The organism is Actinomadura nitritigenes, from assembly GCF_017573545.1.
In the GTDB taxonomy this organism is placed as follows: Bacteria; Actinomycetota; Actinomycetes; order Streptosporangiales; family Streptosporangiaceae; genus Spirillospora; species Spirillospora nitritigenes.
Genome location: NZ_JAGEOK010000008.1, coordinates 232,960 through 250,566 on the forward strand (window position 1 = coordinate 232,960; position 17,607 = coordinate 250,566).

Annotated in this window: 17 protein-coding genes; 11 read left to right on the forward strand and 6 right to left on the reverse strand. The window is 75.8% G+C overall.

Features of this window, described 5'->3' with window-relative positions; all coding sequences use genetic code 11:
- Position 1 precedes the first annotated feature (1 nt).
- On the forward strand, positions 2-1,567 hold the full coding sequence (locus J4557_RS49595) for a serine/threonine-protein kinase (protein WP_307799784.1): 1,566 nt from the start codon (positions 2-4) through the stop codon (positions 1,565-1,567).
- Here J4557_RS49595 and J4557_RS14560 read toward each other — a convergent pair.
- A complete protein-coding gene (locus J4557_RS14560) occupies positions 1,564-1,968 on the reverse strand; it encodes a DUF6069 family protein (RefSeq protein ID WP_208267038.1) in 405 nt (134 codons plus the stop codon). The two genes, J4557_RS49595 and J4557_RS14560, sit on opposite strands and share 4 nt — an antisense overlap.
- Before the next feature lie 130 nt (positions 1,969-2,098).
- Here J4557_RS14560 and J4557_RS14565 point away from each other — a divergent pair, with 130 nt between their 5' ends.
- Positions 2,099-3,256 (forward strand): sensor histidine kinase, encoded by a 1,158-nt coding sequence (locus J4557_RS14565; RefSeq protein ID WP_307799785.1) that lies wholly within the window; start codon positions 2,099-2,101, stop codon positions 3,254-3,256.
- Complete coding sequence (locus J4557_RS14570; protein WP_208267040.1) at positions 3,244-3,906, forward strand: response regulator transcription factor; 663 nt, start codon at positions 3,244-3,246, stop codon at positions 3,904-3,906. Before J4557_RS14565 ends, J4557_RS14570 begins: the two co-directional genes overlap by 13 nt.
- A 51-nt stretch (positions 3,907-3,957) precedes the next feature.
- Here J4557_RS14570 and J4557_RS14575 read toward each other — a convergent pair whose 3' ends face one another.
- The 3 genes from J4557_RS14575 to J4557_RS14585 are packed head-to-tail and all read right to left on the reverse strand — an operon-like array spanning position 3,958 to position 5,427.
- Positions 3,958-4,389 (reverse strand): DUF3995 domain-containing protein, encoded by a 432-nt coding sequence (locus tag J4557_RS14575; protein ID WP_208267041.1) that lies wholly within the window; start codon positions 4,387-4,389, stop codon positions 3,958-3,960.
- A gap of 46 nt (positions 4,390-4,435) precedes the next feature.
- Positions 4,436-4,894: a hypothetical protein gene (locus J4557_RS14580; RefSeq protein WP_208267042.1), complete on the reverse strand. Its 459-nt coding sequence runs from the start codon at positions 4,892-4,894 to the stop codon at positions 4,436-4,438.
- A complete protein-coding gene (locus tag J4557_RS14585; protein WP_208267043.1) occupies positions 4,891-5,427 on the reverse strand; it encodes an RNA polymerase sigma factor in 537 nt (178 codons plus the stop codon). The genes J4557_RS14580 and J4557_RS14585 overlap by 4 nt, the downstream gene beginning before the upstream one ends.
- Before the next feature lie 45 nt (positions 5,428-5,472).
- Between J4557_RS14585 and J4557_RS14590 the strand changes: the two genes are divergently transcribed.
- The 4 genes from J4557_RS14590 (at position 5,473) to J4557_RS14605 (ending at position 8,215) form a co-directional block, all read left to right on the forward strand.
- Positions 5,473-5,694, forward strand: a complete 222-nt coding sequence (locus J4557_RS14590) for a hypothetical protein (protein WP_151546928.1) — start codon at positions 5,473-5,475, stop codon at positions 5,692-5,694.
- A gap of 23 nt (positions 5,695-5,717) precedes the next feature.
- On the forward strand, positions 5,718-6,572 hold the full coding sequence (locus tag J4557_RS14595) for an oxidoreductase (RefSeq protein WP_208267044.1): 855 nt from the start codon (positions 5,718-5,720) through the stop codon (positions 6,570-6,572).
- 106 nt (positions 6,573-6,678) lie between these two features.
- Positions 6,679-7,284: an RNA polymerase sigma factor gene (locus tag J4557_RS14600; RefSeq protein WP_307799786.1), complete on the forward strand. Its 606-nt coding sequence runs from the start codon at positions 6,679-6,681 to the stop codon at positions 7,282-7,284.
- Positions 7,277-8,215: a CU044_5270 family protein gene (locus J4557_RS14605; RefSeq protein WP_208267045.1), complete on the forward strand. Its 939-nt coding sequence runs from the start codon at positions 7,277-7,279 to the stop codon at positions 8,213-8,215. Before J4557_RS14600 ends, J4557_RS14605 begins: the two co-directional genes overlap by 8 nt.
- Before the next feature lie 30 nt (positions 8,216-8,245).
- Here the strand turns inward: J4557_RS14605 and J4557_RS14610 are convergent, their stop codons facing one another.
- Positions 8,246-8,839, reverse strand: a complete 594-nt coding sequence (locus tag J4557_RS14610) for a pyridoxamine 5'-phosphate oxidase family protein (protein WP_208267046.1) — start codon at positions 8,837-8,839, stop codon at positions 8,246-8,248.
- 179 nt (positions 8,840-9,018) lie between these two features.
- Between J4557_RS14610 and J4557_RS14615 the strand changes: the two genes are divergently transcribed.
- The gene (locus J4557_RS14615; protein WP_208267047.1) at positions 9,019-9,375 is read left to right on the forward strand and encodes a thioredoxin family protein; all 357 of its coding nucleotides are present in this window, start codon (positions 9,019-9,021) and stop codon (positions 9,373-9,375) included.
- A complete protein-coding gene (locus J4557_RS14620; RefSeq protein ID WP_208267048.1) occupies positions 9,372-9,842 on the forward strand; it encodes a hypothetical protein in 471 nt (156 codons plus the stop codon). Before J4557_RS14615 ends, J4557_RS14620 begins: the two co-directional genes overlap by 4 nt.
- Before the next feature lie 34 nt (positions 9,843-9,876).
- Here the strand turns inward: J4557_RS14620 and J4557_RS14625 are convergent, their stop codons facing one another.
- Complete coding sequence (locus J4557_RS14625) at positions 9,877-10,710, reverse strand: helix-turn-helix domain-containing protein (protein ID WP_208267049.1); 834 nt, start codon at positions 10,708-10,710, stop codon at positions 9,877-9,879.
- A 524-nt stretch (positions 10,711-11,234) separates the two neighbouring features.
- On the opposite strand from J4557_RS14625, the gene J4557_RS14630 reads away from it, so the two are divergent.
- Both J4557_RS14630 and J4557_RS14635 read left to right on the forward strand, forming a co-directional pair.
- Positions 11,235-17,174, forward strand: coding sequence for an SDR family NAD(P)-dependent oxidoreductase (locus J4557_RS14630; protein ID WP_208267050.1), 5,940 nt, complete (start codon positions 11,235-11,237; stop codon positions 17,172-17,174).
- Positions 17,171-17,605, forward strand: coding sequence for an acyl-CoA thioesterase (locus J4557_RS14635; RefSeq protein ID WP_208267051.1), 435 nt, complete (start codon positions 17,171-17,173; stop codon positions 17,603-17,605). Before J4557_RS14630 ends, J4557_RS14635 begins: the two co-directional genes overlap by 4 nt.
- The last annotated feature ends 2 nt before the right edge of the window (positions 17,606-17,607 follow it).

Genomic DNA, 17,607 nt, shown 5'->3' on the forward strand with positions numbered 1-17,607 from the left:
TGTGCCGGACCTCCATCCCCTCGAACCCACCGACCCGCGGCGGCTCGGCGGCTACCGGATCACCGGGCGGATCGGGGAGGGCGGGCAGGGCGTCGTCTACGCCGCCGTCCCCGACGGCGGCGGCGACCGGGTCGCGATCAAGCTGTTCCACGCGCAGCTGACCGGCGATCCGGGCGCGCAGGACACGTTCGCCCGCGAGCTGGAGGCCGCCAAGCAGGTCGCGCGGTTCTGCACCGCCCAGGTGCTGGACTCCGGCGCGTTCGGCACCCGCCGCTTCATCGTCAGCGAGTACGTCGACGGGCCGCCGCTGAGCGCGGTCGTCCGGGAGGGCGGCCCGCGGTCGGGCAGCGCCCTGGACCGGCTGGCGATCGCGACGGCGACGGCGCTGGTCGCGCTGCACGACGCCGGGGTGGTGCACCGCGATTTCAAGCCGCCCAACGTGCTGCTCGCCGCGGACGGCCCCCGCGTCATCGACTTCGGGATCTCGCGGGCGCTGTCGGGCGCGCAGACCGTGGTGAGCCGCGCCGTCGGCACCCCCGCGTACATGGCGCCCGAGCAGCTCCAGCCGGGCGAGCTGGGGCCCGCGGTGGACGTGTTCGCGTGGGCGTCGACGATGGTGTTCGCCGCGACGGGCCGCCCGCCGTTCGGGAACGAGTCCATCCCGATCGTGATGAACCGGATCGCGCACGAGCCGCCGCGGCTCGACGGCGTGGAGGAACCGCTGCGGGGGCTGCTCGCCGAGTGCCTCGCCAAGGACCCGGCCCGGCGCCCGACCGCGCAGCAGGTGCTGGACCGCCTCGTCCGCCGCTCGCAGCGGACGGCGCCCGGTGGCGTTCCCGCTTCCGCGCCCGCGCCCGCCCCGGCGCCGCCCCGGCCATCTGCCCCTGCGCCCGCCGCCGCGTCCGACCCTGCCCCGCGCCCTGCGTCCGACCCCGCGCCCGACAGTGCGCCCGCCGCCGTGGCCGGGGCGGTTCCGGCGGCGGACGCGTCGACCGTTCCGCAAGAGCGGCGGCGCGGCCGGCGGCGGGCGGGCGTGCTGGCGGGGGCCGGCGCGGCGGTCGTCGCGGGCGCCGCGGTGTTCGGGTTCGTGCAGATGGCGGACGGTGACACGGGCGGCGGCGGCCCGCACGCGTCCCCGCAGGGGACGGCGGGCACCGCCGCCGGCGAGGGGCGGGCCGCGGAGGCGGGACGCGCGAACGTTCCCGGCAGCGGGAGCCCGACCGCGCCCCGGAGTCCCGGCGCGAGCCCGAGCCGGAGCGCGACGGCGTCGCGTCCGGCGCCGTCGCGCAAGCCGTCGTCCGGGCCATCGTCCGGACCGTCGTACGAGCGGGTCGAACTCGGGCCCGGCCATTTCTCGGCGTACTGCGCGAAGCTCGGCTGGGAGTGGGAGGAGTACCGGGACACCCCGCGGCCCGGCGCGTACTGCGTGGCGCACGAGCGCGCCGCCCAGCTGATGTCGAAGGCGCAGCTCGACGCGGGATGCCGCTGGCGGTACGACGACCCCCGCGCCCGGCACTACTTCAAGGGCGAGTCGAACTACTGCTACACGACGAAGCCCGTCTCCTAGCAGCGGACACGCACGGTGCGGCCCAGACCCGCGATGAGGATGGCGCCGACGACCAGGTGCATCGCCATCAGCGCGGCGTAGGTGCCGGGGCCATCGGAGTCCAGCGGGCCGGTCAGCGACACGCCGAGGACGATGCCGGCGGTGATGCCCCAGGTGCGGCCGGGGCGCTTCGCGCGGCGTTCCAGGACGGCCAGCAGCCCCCAGCCGGCCAGCCCGGCCAGCAGCGTGAACACGATCACGGTGGCGGGGCCGACGTGCTGGCCGCGTGCGTGCATGCCGGCGCCGCCGATCGGGTCGGCGACCGCCCAGACGAGCAGTGCGGCGCCGGCCGCGGCGGCGACGGTGAGGGCGCGGCGGGCGGTGACGCCGCGGGCGGGACGGGTTCCGGTCATCTCGTTCATGCCGCCACGATCGCCGCCGGGCGGGGCGCGGCGCATCGGGCGGGCGGCTGCGGCGGGTCCGCCCCCGGTCCGGGGGACCCCCTACTTCGGTAGGTGTCGGGGCCGCCGGGCCCCGCCTTACCCTGACCCCGTGAACAGCGAGGACATCTGCGAAGTCGAGCGGCGCGGCCTGCGGCTCCCCGCCGGCGCGGCGGTGGTCGTCGCCGCCGTCGGGGCGCTCGGCGCGGTGACGATCTGGGGCCGTCCCGCGGGGGACGCGGTGCCGCTCGGCCTCGACATCGCGCTCGGGGTGCTGGCCTGCCTGCTGTCGCCGCTCGTCCTGTGGCGCCCGGTGCCCGGCGCGCTCGCGCTGACCGTGCTGGCCGCGCTGTCCCCGGCGGCGACGCCGGCGGCCACCTTCGGCACGTTGCACGTCGCGCAACGGCGCCGGTTCCCGGTCGCGGTGGCGGTCGGCGCCGCGGGGATCGCCGCGCACGCGGCGCGCGGGCTCTGGCGGCCCATGGGCGGCATCACCTTCGGCTGGTGGCTGCTGCTGGTCGCGGTCGCGTACGGCGCGCTGGCCGGCTGGGGCGCGCTGACGCAGGCGCGCCGCGCGCTGCTGGCGTCGCTGCGCGAGCGCGCCCGCCGCGCCGAGGCCGAGCAGGGCCGGCGCGTCGCCGAGGCCCGGATGCTGGAGCGCACCCGCATCGCCCGCGAGATGCACGACGTCCTCGCGCACCGGCTGTCGCTGCTGGCGACCTACGCGGGCGCGCTGGAGTACCGTCCGGACGCGCCGCCGGAGAAGCTCGCGCAGGCCGCAGGGGTGGTCCGCGCCGGGGTGCACCAGGCCCTCGACGAGCTGCGCGAGGTGATCAACATCCTCCGGGACGAGGACGCCTGCGACGACGACCGGCCGCTGCCCGTCCTCACCGACCTGCCGGCGCTGGTGGCGGAGTCCCGCGACGCGGGCGGGAGCGTCCAGCTGCGGGACGAGGTCGTCGAGCCCGCCGCGCTGCCCGCCGCCGCCGGGCGCACCGCCTACCGGGTCGTCCAGGAGGGGCTGACGAACGCCCGCAAGCACGCCGCCGGACGCCCGGTCCGGGTGGCGGTCGAGGGCCGTCCCGGCACCCGGCTGGTGATCGACATCCGGAACCCGCTGCCGCCGGACGGCGCCGTCCCGCTCGCCCCCGGCACCGGGACGGGCCTGGTCGGGCTGACCGAGCGGGTGCAGCTGGCCGGCGGGCGGCTGGACCACGAGGTCGCCGCCGGGGAGTTCCGGCTGCGCGCCTGGCTACCATGGCCGGCGTGAACCGCCCCCTGCGCGTGCTGATCGTGGACGACGACGCCCTCGTCCGGGCGGGCCTGTCGATGATGCTGGACGGCGTCCACGGCATCTCGGTGGTCGGGGAGGCGGCGGACGGCGCGGAGGTGCCGGAGGCCGCCGACCGGCACGCGCCCGACGTCGTCCTGATGGACCTGCGGATGCCCCGCGTCGACGGCATCGCCGCGACCCGCGGCCTGCGCAGCCGCGTTCCCGCGCCCGAGGTCATCGTCCTGACCACGTTCGACACCGACGAGAACATCCTGCACGCGCTGCGCGCGGGCGCGAGCGGGTTCCTGCTGAAGGACACGCCGCCCGCGCAGATCGTCGACGCGGTCCGGCACGTGGCGTCGGGCGAGCCGATCCTGTCGCCGCGGATCACCCGGCGGCTGATGGACCGCGCCGCCACCCAGGCGGGCGCCTACGAGCGCGCCCGCGCCGCGCTCGGGCGGCTCAGCCCGCGCGAGGGCGACGTGGTCGTCGCGATCGCGGAGGGCCGGTCCAACGCCGAGATCGGCGCCGCGCTGTTCATGAGCGTGGCGACCGTCAAGGCGCACGTGTCGAGCATCCTGACGAAGCTGGACCTGGACAACCGCACCCAGATCGCCCTGCTCGCCCACGACGCCGGGCTCGCCTGACCGGGCGGCCGGCCGCGGCGCGGACCGCCACGGCCGGGACGTCTCCGCAGGTCAACCGATGGCCACGCCCAGTGTCGCGGCCGTCAGCACGAGGCACAGCGGCGTGTAGACGGTGAGGTTGAGCCGGTAGAAGACGGAACCGCGGCGGGCGCCGACGCCGAGGGCCCAGACGACGCCCGCGCCCGCGCGGAGGGCGACGCCCGCGGCGACGGCGGCGGTCCCGGCCGCCGGGATCCAGCCGGGGACGCCGGTGAGGATCATCCCGGCCCGCGCCGGCACGGCGATCGCGCCGGCCGCCAGGACGAGGACGAGCGGCGCCAGCACCCGGGGAGTGAAGGGGACGTCCGCGTTCAGCAGGCCCTGGGACAGGGCGGTGACGTCGCGGGCGGGCCAGGTGCGGCCGGTCATCCAGTACACGTGCAGGAGGGCGTCGAGGCCGAGGACCGCGGCGGCGAGGAGGGCCGCCAGTTCGTGAATGCTCATGCCTGGAAGAGGACGCGGACCTCCCGCGCCACTCCCGTGATCCGCGTCACTCCGCCGGGCCGAACCGCCTGACGAACCGGCGCAGGACGGCGGGGCCCAGCGCGCGGCGCAGCACCGGGCCCGCGACGCGCACGCCCGGGACGCGGAAGCCGGCCATGTAGGCGAAGCGCGTCGCGTCCCCCTCGGGAACGGCCGCCATGCCGAACACCAGGAAGCGGCTCTGCATCAGGCACCAGCCGGGACGCAGCACCATGTCGAAGCGCGCGCGCAGCCCGGAACGCCCGTGCACCATCGCGCGCATCCGCTCGCCCTCGCGTTCGGTGACGCGCAGGGACCGCACGTCGGGCACCAGGCCGGGGAAGCCGCGCTCCGGGTCGCCCAGCACCGTCCACACGTCCTCGAACGCGGCCGGCAGGACCGCCTCCTCCAGCAGGACGCCGGGGTACGCGGCAGCCAGCGCGCGGAGCCGGCGCACGTCGTCCAGCTCTCCGAGCGGCCAGGTCACGGCGGGCTCCCTTCGTTGCGCCAGCTCAGCCGGAAGCGCGCCCGCGCCCGGAACAGCCGGGACCGGACGGTCCCCGCTGGGACCCGCAGCAGCCGCGCCGCGGTCTCCTCGTCCAGCCCCTCCAGGTCGCGCAGCACCAGCACGGCGCGGTGCTCGGGCGACAGCCGGTCGAGCACGTCCCGGACGTCGGCGGCCAGCGACGGATCGCCGGGCGCGGGCAGGTCGGGCGGCTCGGCGGGGACCGTCCGGGACGACTGCCGGGCGATCCGGACCGCCTCCCGGACGGCGATGACCCGCACCCAGCCGAGGAGCGCGGCCGGGTCGCGGAGCGTCCTCAGGTTGCGCATCACCGCGATCAGCGCCTCCTGCGCGGCGTCCGGCGCGTCCTGCAGCGCGATCGGCCCGCAGAGCCGCCGCACGTACGGGGCGAGCGCCGCGAGCACCTCGTCCAGCGCCATCAGGTCGCCGCGCTGCGCGCGCCGCACGACGCCGGGGCCGGGAGCGCTCACGGGATCGGGGTCGGGCGCGCTCACCGGCCCGACCTTACTCCCGGAATGACTCGATAGTATGTTCGAGTCGTGCATGTCCCGTTCCTGTGCCCCCGCGGCCACCGCCTCGTCCCCGGCCGCGTGATCGTCGGCTGGTCGCCGTGCGTCTGCCCGCCCTGCGGCGGCCGCGCCCGCGGCCTGCGCGGCCACCGCACCTACCTCTGCCTCGACTGCAAGGACGAGCACGTCACGACCAAGTGCTACCTCCCGCACCACGTCCCCGCCCAGGGCGCCGCCTACCGCTGGCCCTGACCCCGGAGGCTAGGGTGGCGATCATGAGTGGACGATGGGCGCTCGGCGGGGACCTGGACGTCGCGCGGATCGGGTACGGCGCGATGCGGCTGTCGGGCTGGCCGGGCGGCCCCCGCCCCGACCGCTACACGGCCCTCGCCGTCCTGAGCCGCGCCGTGGAACTCGGCGTGAACCACATCGACACCTCGAACTACTACTCCCACGACGGGGTGTCCGCCAACGAACTGATCCGCGAGGCGCTGCACCCCTACCCGGACGACCTGGTGATCGTCACCAAGGTCGGCGCGCTGGTCGAGGGCTCCGACATCCACCTGCCCGCCGAGGAGCACACCGGCCTCACCCCCTCCGGCCTGCGCCGCGCCGTCGAGGCGAACCTCACGGCCCTCGGCCTGGACCGCCTCGACGTCGTGAACCTGCGGATGGGCGTCCTCGGCCCCTCCGAGGACTCCCTCGCGGAGCCCCTCGAATCCCTGCTGGCGCTGCGCGACGAGGGCCTGATCCGCCACCTCGGCGTCTCCAACGTCACCCCCGCCCAGGTCGCCGAGGCCCGCCGGATCGCGCCGATCGCCTGCGTCCAGAACCAGTACAACGTCGCCCAGCGCGACGACGACCCCCTCGTGGACTCCTGCGCCGAGGCGGGCATCGCCTACGTCCCGTTCTTCCCGGTCGGCGGCTACGAGCCGCTCGCGGCCGACCACCTCAACGCCGTCGCCGCCCGCCACGGCGCGACCGTCCCGCAGGTCGCCCTCGCCTGGCTGCTGGCCCGCTCCCCGAACGTCCTCCTCATCCCCGGCACCGGTTCCCCGGCCCACCTGGAGGAGAACATGGCCGCCGCCGACCTCCGCCTCACCCTCGAAGACCTCGCCGACCTCGGCTGAACCGCCCGGCGGGAACCGGAGAACGGCGTCCAAGGGATAACCGGTGTAGGCACACCGCGACCCTGGGAGGCCCCCCGATGACAGAGCCGTCGACACCGCCGGCCGCGTGGTGATCGGTATCCGGGCCCGGCCGGGCCGTCCGCCCGCGACGGCGCAGGGCGACGCCGAGCTGATCCGCAGATCCCTCGCGGAGCCGGACGCGTTCACCGCCGTGTACGACCGGCACGCGCCCGCGATCCACCGGTACGTCGCGCGCCGCCTCGGACCCGACACGGCCGACGACCTGATGGCCGAGACGTTCCTGATCGCCTTCCGCAAGCGGCGGCGCTACGACCTGGCCCGCGCGGACGCCCGGCCGTGGCTGTACGGGATCGCGACCCGGCTCGTCGCCCGGCACCGCAAGGCCGAGACGGCCCGCTACCTGCTGCTGGAACGGCTCGGCGGCGAGACCGCGGCCGAGCCCGTCGACACCGAGGCGCGGGTGAGCGCGCAGGCCCTTCGCGGGCCGCTCGCCCGGGCGCTCGCCGACCTGCCCGAGGTCTACCGGGAGGCGCTGCTCCTGGTGGCCTGGGCCGACCTGAGCTACGAGGAGGTGGCCGCGGCGCTGGACGTCCCCGTGGGCACCGTCCGGTCCCGCCTGTCGCGCGGCCGGGCCCGGCTCCGCGCGGCGCTCGGCGGCGCCGACCCCACCGAGGAGGACACCGATGGATGAGATGGCGCTGCTGCGCGAGGCCAGGCCCGACGTGGCCCCGCCCACGGACGCCGCGCTGCGGACGGGGCGCGACCGGCTCGCCGCCGCCGCGCGGCCCGCGCGCCGGTGGCCGCCGCGCGTCCCGCGACCGGCGGCCATGGGCCTCCTCGCCGGGACCGCCGCGGTGGCCGCCGCCGTCGCGATCACGATGGCGCAGGTCGTCGCGCCGGAGGGCCGCGGATCGGCGACGGCCGCCGCCGCGGAGGTGCTGCGCGACGCCGCGGCCACCGCCCGCAGCGGCCCCCCGGTCAGGCCGGCCGCGTACAGCTACACGATGCAGCTGGTCGTCTGGCCCGACGAGCACGGAACGCAGTGCGAGGAGACCTGGCTCCGGCGGGACGGCTCGATGGCGGCTGGAACCACCCTCCCGGAGCGGCCCGGCGGCCGCTGCGACCTCCATGAACCGGGGCGCTGGGTTCCGACCCTCCGAGACGGCGACGTCGACCGGCGCCCGCACGCCGACGTCCGCACCCTGCCGACCGGCCCGTCCGCGCTTCGCGAGCGGCTGTACTCCGACGCCGCTCACGGCAGGGGCCAGAACGCGGACGACAAGGGGCCGCGCGACCAGCTCGTCTTCAACCGCATCGGCCGGCTGCTGCGCATGCCGCTCCCGCCCGAGCTGCGGGCCGCGCTGTTCCAGACGCTCGCGACGGTTCCCGGCGTCGACGTCGTCCACAGCGAGAGGGACGCGCTCGGACGGCAGGGCATCGCGCTGGCCAGGTCCTTCGGCGACCCGGGGGACACGGTGCGCGTGGAGATCATCCTCGCCCCGGGCACGTACCGCTACCTGGGCATGAAGGCGGTGCAGGACACGGCGACGGGGGTTCCCATGACCCACCTCACGGCCCTGCTGACCACCGCCGCCGTCACGACGCCCTTCCAACGCCCCTGAAGATCCCCGCCCGGCCCCGGCCGGGCGGGGTCAGGTCTCCCGGGGGAGCGGGGGCAGCGGCAGGGGCAGGCCCGGCAGGCCGTCGATGCTGGTCGCGACGTGCTCCTTCTTGTGGAAGTACGCGTCGAGCGACTCGTCGGTCTCCCGCGCGAACCGCGACCCGTGCAGCGGGCGGTCCTCCTCGTACGTCATGAACGGGACGGCGTACCCGCAGGTGTCGCGGATCTTCTCGGCCCGGACGACGATGATCGCCCGCAGCCCGTGCGAGGTCGGGTCGATGTCCGGGAAATGGCGCATCAGCTCGCCCCAGCGCGGATCGTCGCGGAACACCGGCTCGCCCCGCCCGTGCACCCGCACGATGTTCGGCGGGCCGTCGAACGCGCACCACATCAGCGTGATCCGGCCGTTCTCCCGCAGGTGGGCGATCGTCTCGGCGTTGCTGCCCGCGAAGTCGAGATAGGCGACGGTGAGCTCGTCGAGCACCGCGAACGACCCGGTCAGGCCCTTCGGTGAAAGGTTGACGGTGCCGTTCCCGTCCAGCGGCGCCGTCGCGGTGAAGAAGATGTGCTGCGCCTCGATGAACGCCCGCAGCCTGCCCTCAATACGCTCATAACTCTTCCCCATCCCCCGAGTATGACCTTCGCCTCCGCGAGCCGCCTCGGCGGATCCGCTCGCAGGTGTGAAAGGCTTTCCCGCTCGGCAGCGGCTCCCCGCCGGCGGCGGCCCCGTCGACTCCCGCCGCCGCGCGGCCCGCGGCCACCGCCGAGCCGATCCGGGAGGGGTACGACCCCGCCCGGGACGCGATGGCCGACATCGCCGCCGCGCTCGCGCGGGCCGAGCGCGACGGGCGCCCGGTGCTCCTCGACTTCGGCGCGGACTGGTGCCCGGACTGCGTCATGCTCGGACGCACCTTCCGGACGGCGACGGTCCGGCCGGTCCTCGCCCGCTACCACGTCGTCTCCATCGATGTCGGCCGGTTCGACCACAACGTCCGATTGGCAGAGCAGTACGGGCTGAACCTGGAGACCAGCGGAATCCCCGCACTGGTGGTCCTCTCCGGCGCCGGGAAGGTCAGGACGACGACCAACGACGGCTCGTTCGCCACCGCGCGCTCGCTGTCGCCGAAGCAGGTGGCGGGCTTCCTGAAGCGTTGGCGGTGAGGTGGGCGATCCTGGTCGCACTCGTGCTGCTGGTCGGCGGATGCGGCGGCCACAAGAGCGCCCCTGAGCGGTCCACCCGCTTCACCGAGGGCGGCGTCGAGGTGTCGGTCAGCGTGACGGACACGGCGGTGAAGGCGGTGTACCGGCCTCTACGTCCGGGATTCTATGTCTACAGCGTGGACCTCCCGGCCGGCGGCGTGGACGGCCTGGGCGTCGCGACGAGGCTGGATGTGCGGGGCGGCTTGACCGCCACCGGACGCTCCACCGCCGACCGTCCCGTACGGACGCTCGTCCTTCCTTCGCTGGGGGTGAGCTTGCCCGTCTATCCGGACGGCCCGGTCACGCTCTCCCTGCCCGTCCGGAAGACGGGACGCTCGGCCGAGGTCGTGATCTCCTACGCCGCGTGCAGCAGCGGCACCTGCCTGCCCCCGGTCACCGACCACGTCACCCGCGTCGCCTTCGGCTGACCGCCCGTTCGCGCGCGGCCCGCCCGCGGGTGCGTCACCGGGCGGCGAGGGTGGTGCGGGTGGTCTCCAGGAGGGCGCGGGAGGCGGCGGGGGTGAGGGCCTTCTCCTCGACGAGCTTCCACGTGTCCCACAGGTCGGCCTGGGCGGTGTCGATGCCGAGGGCGGAGTGGACGAGGGAGATCCGCTCGGTGACGCCCGGGAACTCCAGGACGTCGAAGGCGCCGTGGAGGCCCGCGTACGCGCCGGCGCCCGTGGGGACGACCCGGACGGTCGCGCGGGCGTCGGTGGCGAGGTCGAGCAGGTGCGTGACCTGGGCGTGCAGGACGTCGGCTCGGCCGCCGGGACTCTCCAGCATGTAGCCGTCGATGATCACGTCGAGGGTGCGGGGCTCGCCGAGGGGGCGGTGCTCCTGGCGGTTGCGGAGCAGGTCCCACTCCTCGTCCGGGTCCGCCTCGCGGACCCCGAAGACCAGGCGGGCGTACTCCTCGCACCAGACCAGCTCGGGCATGCGGGAGATGCCGAACGTGTGGATGTACGGGGACTCCGACTCGACGGTGTAGATGTCGCGGACGAGGGCCTTCAGGCGGCCGACGTGGCGCGCCAGCCAGGGCGGGCCCTCGGGCCGGGTCGCGAGGTCGACGAGGACCGCGCGGACCCGGTCCGGCGCGCCGTAGGCGTCGAGGATCGCGCCGACCTGCTCGGGGGTGACGTCGCCGAAGCCCGTCTCGACGCGGGCCAGCCAGTCGGCGTCGCGGCCGAGGAGCGCGGCGGCGTCGGGGTAGGACAGCTCGAGGAGCTCCCGGATCTTCCGCAGCTGCTGCCCGAGGCTGCGCGCGTTGATGTTCGGGGCTCGGTAATCCACCGGCATGCCACCAGGGTAGGAGCATCGCGGTTCCGCTGCGCGGTTTTCCGGTCGCCGACCGTGACGGCCGCTGGTGGCGCGGGCGGTTGAATTTTCATTCTTCTGTGGCCCCTATTGGGTGGGCCGTCCATTACGGAGGATGGCATCACTTTCGGCTCCGCCGTAGTCGCGGTGTGTGCGGTGAAACGGGCAAAGGGGCATGAGAGGGCGCTCCGGGGGCGGGCGGGTGGAAACGCGTGGCGCGGGGCACGGGCCGGGCGAGAATGGTCTCCTGAGGGGTGGAAATTTGTCATCGGATGAACGGTCCGGTCCCTTGACGTCGGCGAGAGTGCTTGCCTACAGTCGAGTAACTTAGGTTGATCTTGGAGTGGAGCGGGCGTCGACGTCGTCGCTCGCGCGCTCTCGGGACGCCATTCGCGGCGGTCGCCGTATTTCCTTCACTCATGGGCCCGGCGGTCATTCCGGCATGCCCGTATTCCGGGTGGAGGGGAAACAAGAGCCGCTCGCCTCCCCGCTTCTGGAGGGTTTCCGTGAATTCTCGAATAGCGATCGTCGGCATGGCGTGCCGGTTCCCGGACGCCGCGGACCCCGGCGAGCTGTGGGACAACGTGCTGGCCGGGCGCCGGTCGTTCCGGCGCATCCCGTCCACGCGGATCAGGCTGGAGGACTACTACAGCGCCGACCGCGACTCGGCCGACCAGATCTACATCACCGAGGCCGCGCTGCTGCGCGACTGGGAGTTCGACCGGGTCCGGTTCAAGGTCGCCGGGTCGACGTTCCGCAACGCGGACCTGACGCACTGGCTGGCGCTCGAGACGGCGGCGGAGGCGCTGGCCGACGCCGGGTTCCCGGAGGGGCGCGGCGCGCCGGGCGAGACCACCGGGGTGCTGGTCGGCAACTCGCTGACCGGCGAGGGCATCCGGGCCGCGCAGATGCGGCTGCGCTGGCCCTACGTGCGGCGGGTGGTCGCGGACGCGCTCAAGGACGACGTGGCGGGCGACCGGCTCGCGGCGCTGCTGGCGGAGCTGGAGCACTCCTACAAGGCGCCGTTCCCGGTGCCGGACGGCGACTCGCTGGCCGGCGGGCTGTCCAACACGATCGCCGGGCGGATCTGCAACCACTTCGACTTCAACGGCGGCGGCTACGTCGTGGACGGCGCGTGCGCGTCGTCGCTGCTGTCGGTGATCACGGCGTGCAACGCGCTGGTCTCCGGCGACATGGACCTCGCGGTCGCGGGCGGCGTGGACATCAGCGTGGACGCCACGGAGCTGATCGGGTTCTCGCGCGCGGGCGCGCTGGCCGTCGAGGAGATGCGCGTCTACGACCAGCGGTCGGCCGGGTTCTGGCCCGGCGAGGGCTGCGGGATGGTCGTGCTGATGCGCGAGGAGGACGCCGTCGCGCGCGGCCACCACGTGCACGGCTTCATCGACGGATGGGGCGTGTCGTCCGACGGCGCGGGCGGCATCACCCGGCCGGAGACCGACGGGCAGCGGCTCGCGCTGGACCGGGCGTACCGGCGCGCCGGGTTCGGCCCGGACGAGGTCGGCTACTTCGAGGGCCACGGCACCGGGACGGCGGTCGGCGACGCGGCCGAGCTGGAGACGCTGATCGAGGCGCGCCGCGCGGCGGGCGCGAACGGGATCCCCGCGGCGGTCGGCTCGATCAAGGCGAACATCGGGCACACCAAGGCCGCGGCGGGCATCGCCGGGCTGATCAAGGGCGTCAAGGCGGCCGGGACGGGCGTGCTGCCGCCGACGACGGGGTGCGAGCGGCCGCACCCGCTGCTGGACGCGGGCGGCGACGCGCTGCGCGTCCTGCGCAAGGGCGAGGCGTGGCCGGAGGGCGTGCCGCTGCGGGCGGGCGTCAGCGCGATGGGCTTCGGCGGCATCAACACGCACGTGGTGGTCGAGGCGCCGCGCCCGTCCCGCCGCGCGCGCGTCGACAACCGGACCCGCTCGGTGATCAACTCGCCGCAGGACGCGGAGCTGTTCGCGCTGGACGCCGACTCGCCGGCGGCGCTGGCCGAGCGCGCGACCGCGCTGGCCGCGGTGGCGGAGGCGGCGGCGCGGTCCGAGCTGCCCGACCTCGCCGCGCACCTCGCCGGGCGGCTGGACCGGCGGCCGTGGCGGGCCGCGGTCGTCGCGAGCGCCCCGGCGAAGCTGGCGGCGGGCCTGCGCCGCGTCGCCGAACTCGCCGGAGAGGGGACCGCCCGGCACATCGACCCGGCGGCCGGCGTGTTCGTCGGCGGGCCCGGCGGGCTGCCGCGCATCGTGTTCCTGTTCCCCGGCCAGGGGTCGGGCACCCGCTCCGACGGCGGGGCGCTGCGCCGGCGCTTCGACACGGTCGACGAGCTGTACGAGACGGCCGCGCTGCCGGCCGGCGCCGACCAGGTGGAGACGGCGGTGGCGCAGCCGCGCATCGCGACCGCGTCGGCGGCGGGGCTGCGGGTGCTGACCGGGCTCGGCGTGCAGGCGCAGGCGGCCGTCGGGCACAGCCTCGGCGAGATCACCGCGCTGCACTGGGCGGACGCCCTCGACGAGGACGCGCTGCTGCGGATCGCGGCGGCGCGCGGCGCGACGATGAGCGAGCTGGCCGAGGACGGCGGTTCGATGGCGAGCGTGTCCGCCGACGCGGAGACGGTCGCCGCGCTGCTGGCCGAGCAGGACGACGGCGTCGTCATCGCGGGCCGCAACGGGCCGAGGCAGACGGTGGTGTCCGGGCCGTCCGACGGGCTGCTGCGGGTGATCGGCCGCGCGACCCGGGCCGGGCTCCAGGCCGTCCGGCTGCCGGTGTCGCACGCGTTCCACTCGCCGCTGGTCGCGCCCGCCGCCGACGCGTTCGCCGGACGGCTCGGCGAGGAGCCCCTCGCCGGGCCGCGCCGCCAGGTGTTCTCGACCGTGACCGGCGCGCCGCTGCCCGCCGCGATGGCGCCGGACGAGCTGCGCGCGCTGCTGCGCGAGCAGATCACCGCGCCGGTGCTGTTCGCCGAGGCCCTCACGGCCGCCGTGAACGGAGCCGGAGGCGACTCGGGGGGTGCGGGGGGTCGTCCCCCCTCGAACGGCACGGACGGAGCCGGAGGCGACTCGGGGGGTGCGGGGGGTCGTCCCCCCTCGAACGGCACGGACGGAGCCGACCTGCTGATCGAGGTCGGGCCCGGGCAGGTCCTCACCCACCTGGCCCGCGAGATGACCGGCGTCCCGGCCGTCGCGACCCGCACCGACGAGGACTCGCTCGGCGGGCTGCTCGCCGCGCTCGGCGCCGCGTTCGCCGCGGGCGCGGGCGTCCGCGTCGCCGACCTGTTCGCCGACCGGCTGATCCGCCCGTTCGACCCGGACGCCGAACCGGCCTTCATCGCCAACTTCTGCGAGATCGTCCCGGAGGTGGACACGGCGCTGCTCGCCGACGCGTCCGCGCGGGCCGCCACGTCCGGCGGGAGCGCGCCGGGCGGCGACGTCCCGGGCGAGGTGGACACCGGTGACCCGCTGATGCTGATGCGCACGCTGGTGGCGCGCCGCGCCGAGTTCCCCCTCGAAGCCGTCCAGGCTGACAGCAAGTTCCTCGACGACCTGCACCTCAGCTCCATCGTGGTGTCGGAGCTGGTCGGGGAGGCCATGCGGACCCTCGACCTGGCGGAGACCGCCGCCCCGACCGGTTACGCGACCGCGACGCTCGGCCAGGTCGCCGAGACGCTGCAGGAGCTGGTCGCGACCGGCGGCGCCGGAGCGGAGGACACCGAGGCCGCCGCCGCGAAGATCGTCCCGCCGGGCGTGGGCCCGTGGGTGCGGGCGTTCGCGGTGGACCGCCGCGCGACCGCCGTGCCCGGACGGGCCGCGCCGCGGACCCCGGGCGCCTGGCAGGTCGTCGGCGACCACCCGGCCGCCGGCGCGCTGCGCGAGGCGCTGGAGGCCGCCGAGCTGGGCGAGGGCGTCCTGGTGATCGTCCCGCCGGGGGAGGAGCGGCTCGCGACGCTGCGCGCGGGCGCCGCCGCCGTCCTCTCCGGCAAGGACGTGACGCGCTGCGTGCTCGTCCAGGACGGCCCCGGCGCGGCCGGGTTCGCCAAGACCCTGCACCTGGAGGCGCCCTGGGTGGCGACGACCGTCGTGTCCGCCGACCTCGCCGACCCGGCGGCCCCGGCCCTGGTCGCGGCGGACGCCGCCGCCACGACCCGGTTCCGCGAGGTGATCCACGAGGGCGGCGTCCGCCGCGAGCCCGTCCTCGCGCCGGTCGCGCCGCACGGCACCGACCTGCCGCTCGGCCCGGACGACGTCCTGCTCGTCACGGGCGGCGGCAAGGGCATCTCCGCCGAGTGCGCCCTCGCCCTGGCCCGCGAGAGCGGCGCCAGGCTCGCCCTGGTCGGACGGTCCGACCCGGCCGGCGACGCGGAGCTGGCCGCCAACCTCGAACGCATGGCGGCCGCCGGCGTCACCGCCCGCTACCTGCGCGCCGACGTCACCGACGCCGCCCGGGTCGCCGAGATCGTCGCCGAGGCGGAGGCGGAGCTCGGGACGGTCACCGCCGTCCTGCACGGCGCGGGCGGTAACGTCCCGAAGCTCCTCGAAGAGCTGACCGACGACGACTACGCCCGCACGATCGACCCGAAGGTCGCCGGGCTGGAGGCCGTCCTCGCCGCCGTCGACACGGCGGCCCTGCGGCTCGTCGTCACGTTCGGCAGCATGACCGGACGCGCCGGGCTGCGCGGCGAGGCCCACTACGCCGCCGCCAACGAATGGCAGAGCGACCTGGTCGAGCGGCTCGCCGCCGAGCTGCCGCACTGCCGGTTCCGCGCCGTCGAGTGGTCGCTGTGGTCGGGCGTCGGGATGGGCGAGCGGCTCGGCTCCGTCGAGAACCTGTCCCGCGCCGGCGTCACCACGATCACCCCGGACCAGGGCGTGGCGATGCTGCGGGCGCTGGTCGCCGACCCGGACGCGCCCGTCGTCGCCGTCGTCACCGGACGGTTCGGCGAGATGCCGACCGTGTCGTTCGGCGCGGACGAGCCGCCGCTGCTGCGGTTCCTGGAGCGGCCCCGGGTGAACTACCCCGGCATCGAGCTGGTCGCCGACTCCGAGGTCACCTGGGCGAGCGACCCGTACCTCGCCGAGCACGTGTTCGGCGGCGGCACCGAGGCCGTCCTGCCCGGCACCGTCGGCATGGAGATCATGGCGCAGGCCGCGGCGGCGCTCCTCGGCCTCGACATCGAGGCGGGCTCCGGGGCGGGCACCGCTCCGGTCCTGACCGACGTCGAGTTCCTGCGGGCCATCGCGGTCGCGCAGGACGCTCCGGTCACCGTCCGGGTCGCGGCGCTGCGGGACGAGTCCGGCGCCGTCACGACCGTCGTCCGGTGCAGCACCACCAACTTCCAGGTGGACCACTTCCGGGCGGTCTGCGAGGCGCCGGCCGCGACGCCGAAGGGCACCGGGCTCGTCCGGCCGGAGAACGCCGCGCTGCCGCCCATGGCGATCGACCCGCAGACCGAGCTGTACGGGCCGATGCTGTTCCACGGCCCCCGGTTCCGGCTGATGGGCGACATCCGGCGCGCCGACGCCACGCACGTCACCGCCCGGCTGCTGCCCGACACCCGCGTCGGCTGGTTCGGCCGCTACCTGCCGCCGACGCTGCTGCTCGGCGACCCCGCCGCCCGCGACGCCTACATGCAGCCGCTGGCACTGTGCGCGCCGACCGTCCTGGCGATCCCGGCGGGCGTGCGGCGGCTCGTCCCCGGCCCGGGCACCGGCGCGGCGCCCGCGTTCGTCCACGCCCGCTACCGGGTGGACGAGGACTGCTGGGACATGGAGGTCACCGACGAGGACGGCGAGCTGATCGAGACCTGGGAGGGCTTCACGACCCGGATGGTGGAGAAGTTCCCGCTCCCCGCCGGCTGGGTGCCCGCCCTCCTCGGCCCCTACGTCGAGCACGCCCTCGTCGCGTTCGGCCTGGCCGGGCGCGCGGCGATCGACACCGACCCGGACGGCGCGTCCCGGCGCGAGGCCGCCGGGCTGGCCGTCCGGCGGCTGCTCGGCGGGGACGTCGCGCTGCGGCACCGCCCGGACGGCAAGCCGGAGGCGAGCACCGGCGAGACCGTCTCGCTCGCGCACTGCTCCGGCGTCACCCTCGCCACCAGCACCCCCGGCTGCGACCTGGAGACGGTCACCGCACGCGACCGCGGCGCCTGGGCCGGCCTGCTCGGCGCGGACGGCCTCGCGCTCGCCGAAGCCCTCACCGAGCGCGCCGACACCGCCGAGGACCTCGACACGGCCGCGACCCGCGTGTGGGCGGCGGGGGAGTCGGCGGTCAAGGCGGGACTGCCCGCCGGGACCCCGTTCACCCTGCACTCCACCCACGAGGACGGCTGGGCGGTGCTGGCCGCCGGGGACGTCCGCGTCGCGACCATGGCGACCGGCCTGCGGGGCGTCGCCGAACCGGTCGTGCTGGCCGTCCTCACCGAGCCGGCCGGGAAGCGGGCCACCGCGTGAAGGGCTACGAGTACCGGCACGTCGTCACCATCGAGGACACCGACCTGCTCGGCAACGTCAACTACGTCAACTACGTCAGCTGGCAGGGCCGCGCCCGCGAGCTCTGCCTGCGCGAGTACACCCCCGACGTCGTCGCCGGGTTCGGCGACGGGGTGCGGCTGCTGACCGTCAGCTGCCAGTGCGAGTACCTCCGCGAGCTGACGATCTTCGACGAGGTGATCGTCCGGATGACCCCCGGCGAGGTCGGCCAGACCCAGATGACCATGAAGTTCGAGTACTGGCGGCAGCGCCCCGACGGCGAGGAGCTCGTCGCCACCGGGGAGCAGCGGGTCGCCTGCGTGCGCCCCGACGCCGACGGGAACATGGCGCCCGCCCGGCTCCCCGAGTCGATGCGCCGCCTCGTCGACGCCGTCACCGCCGGCCGCCGCTGAGC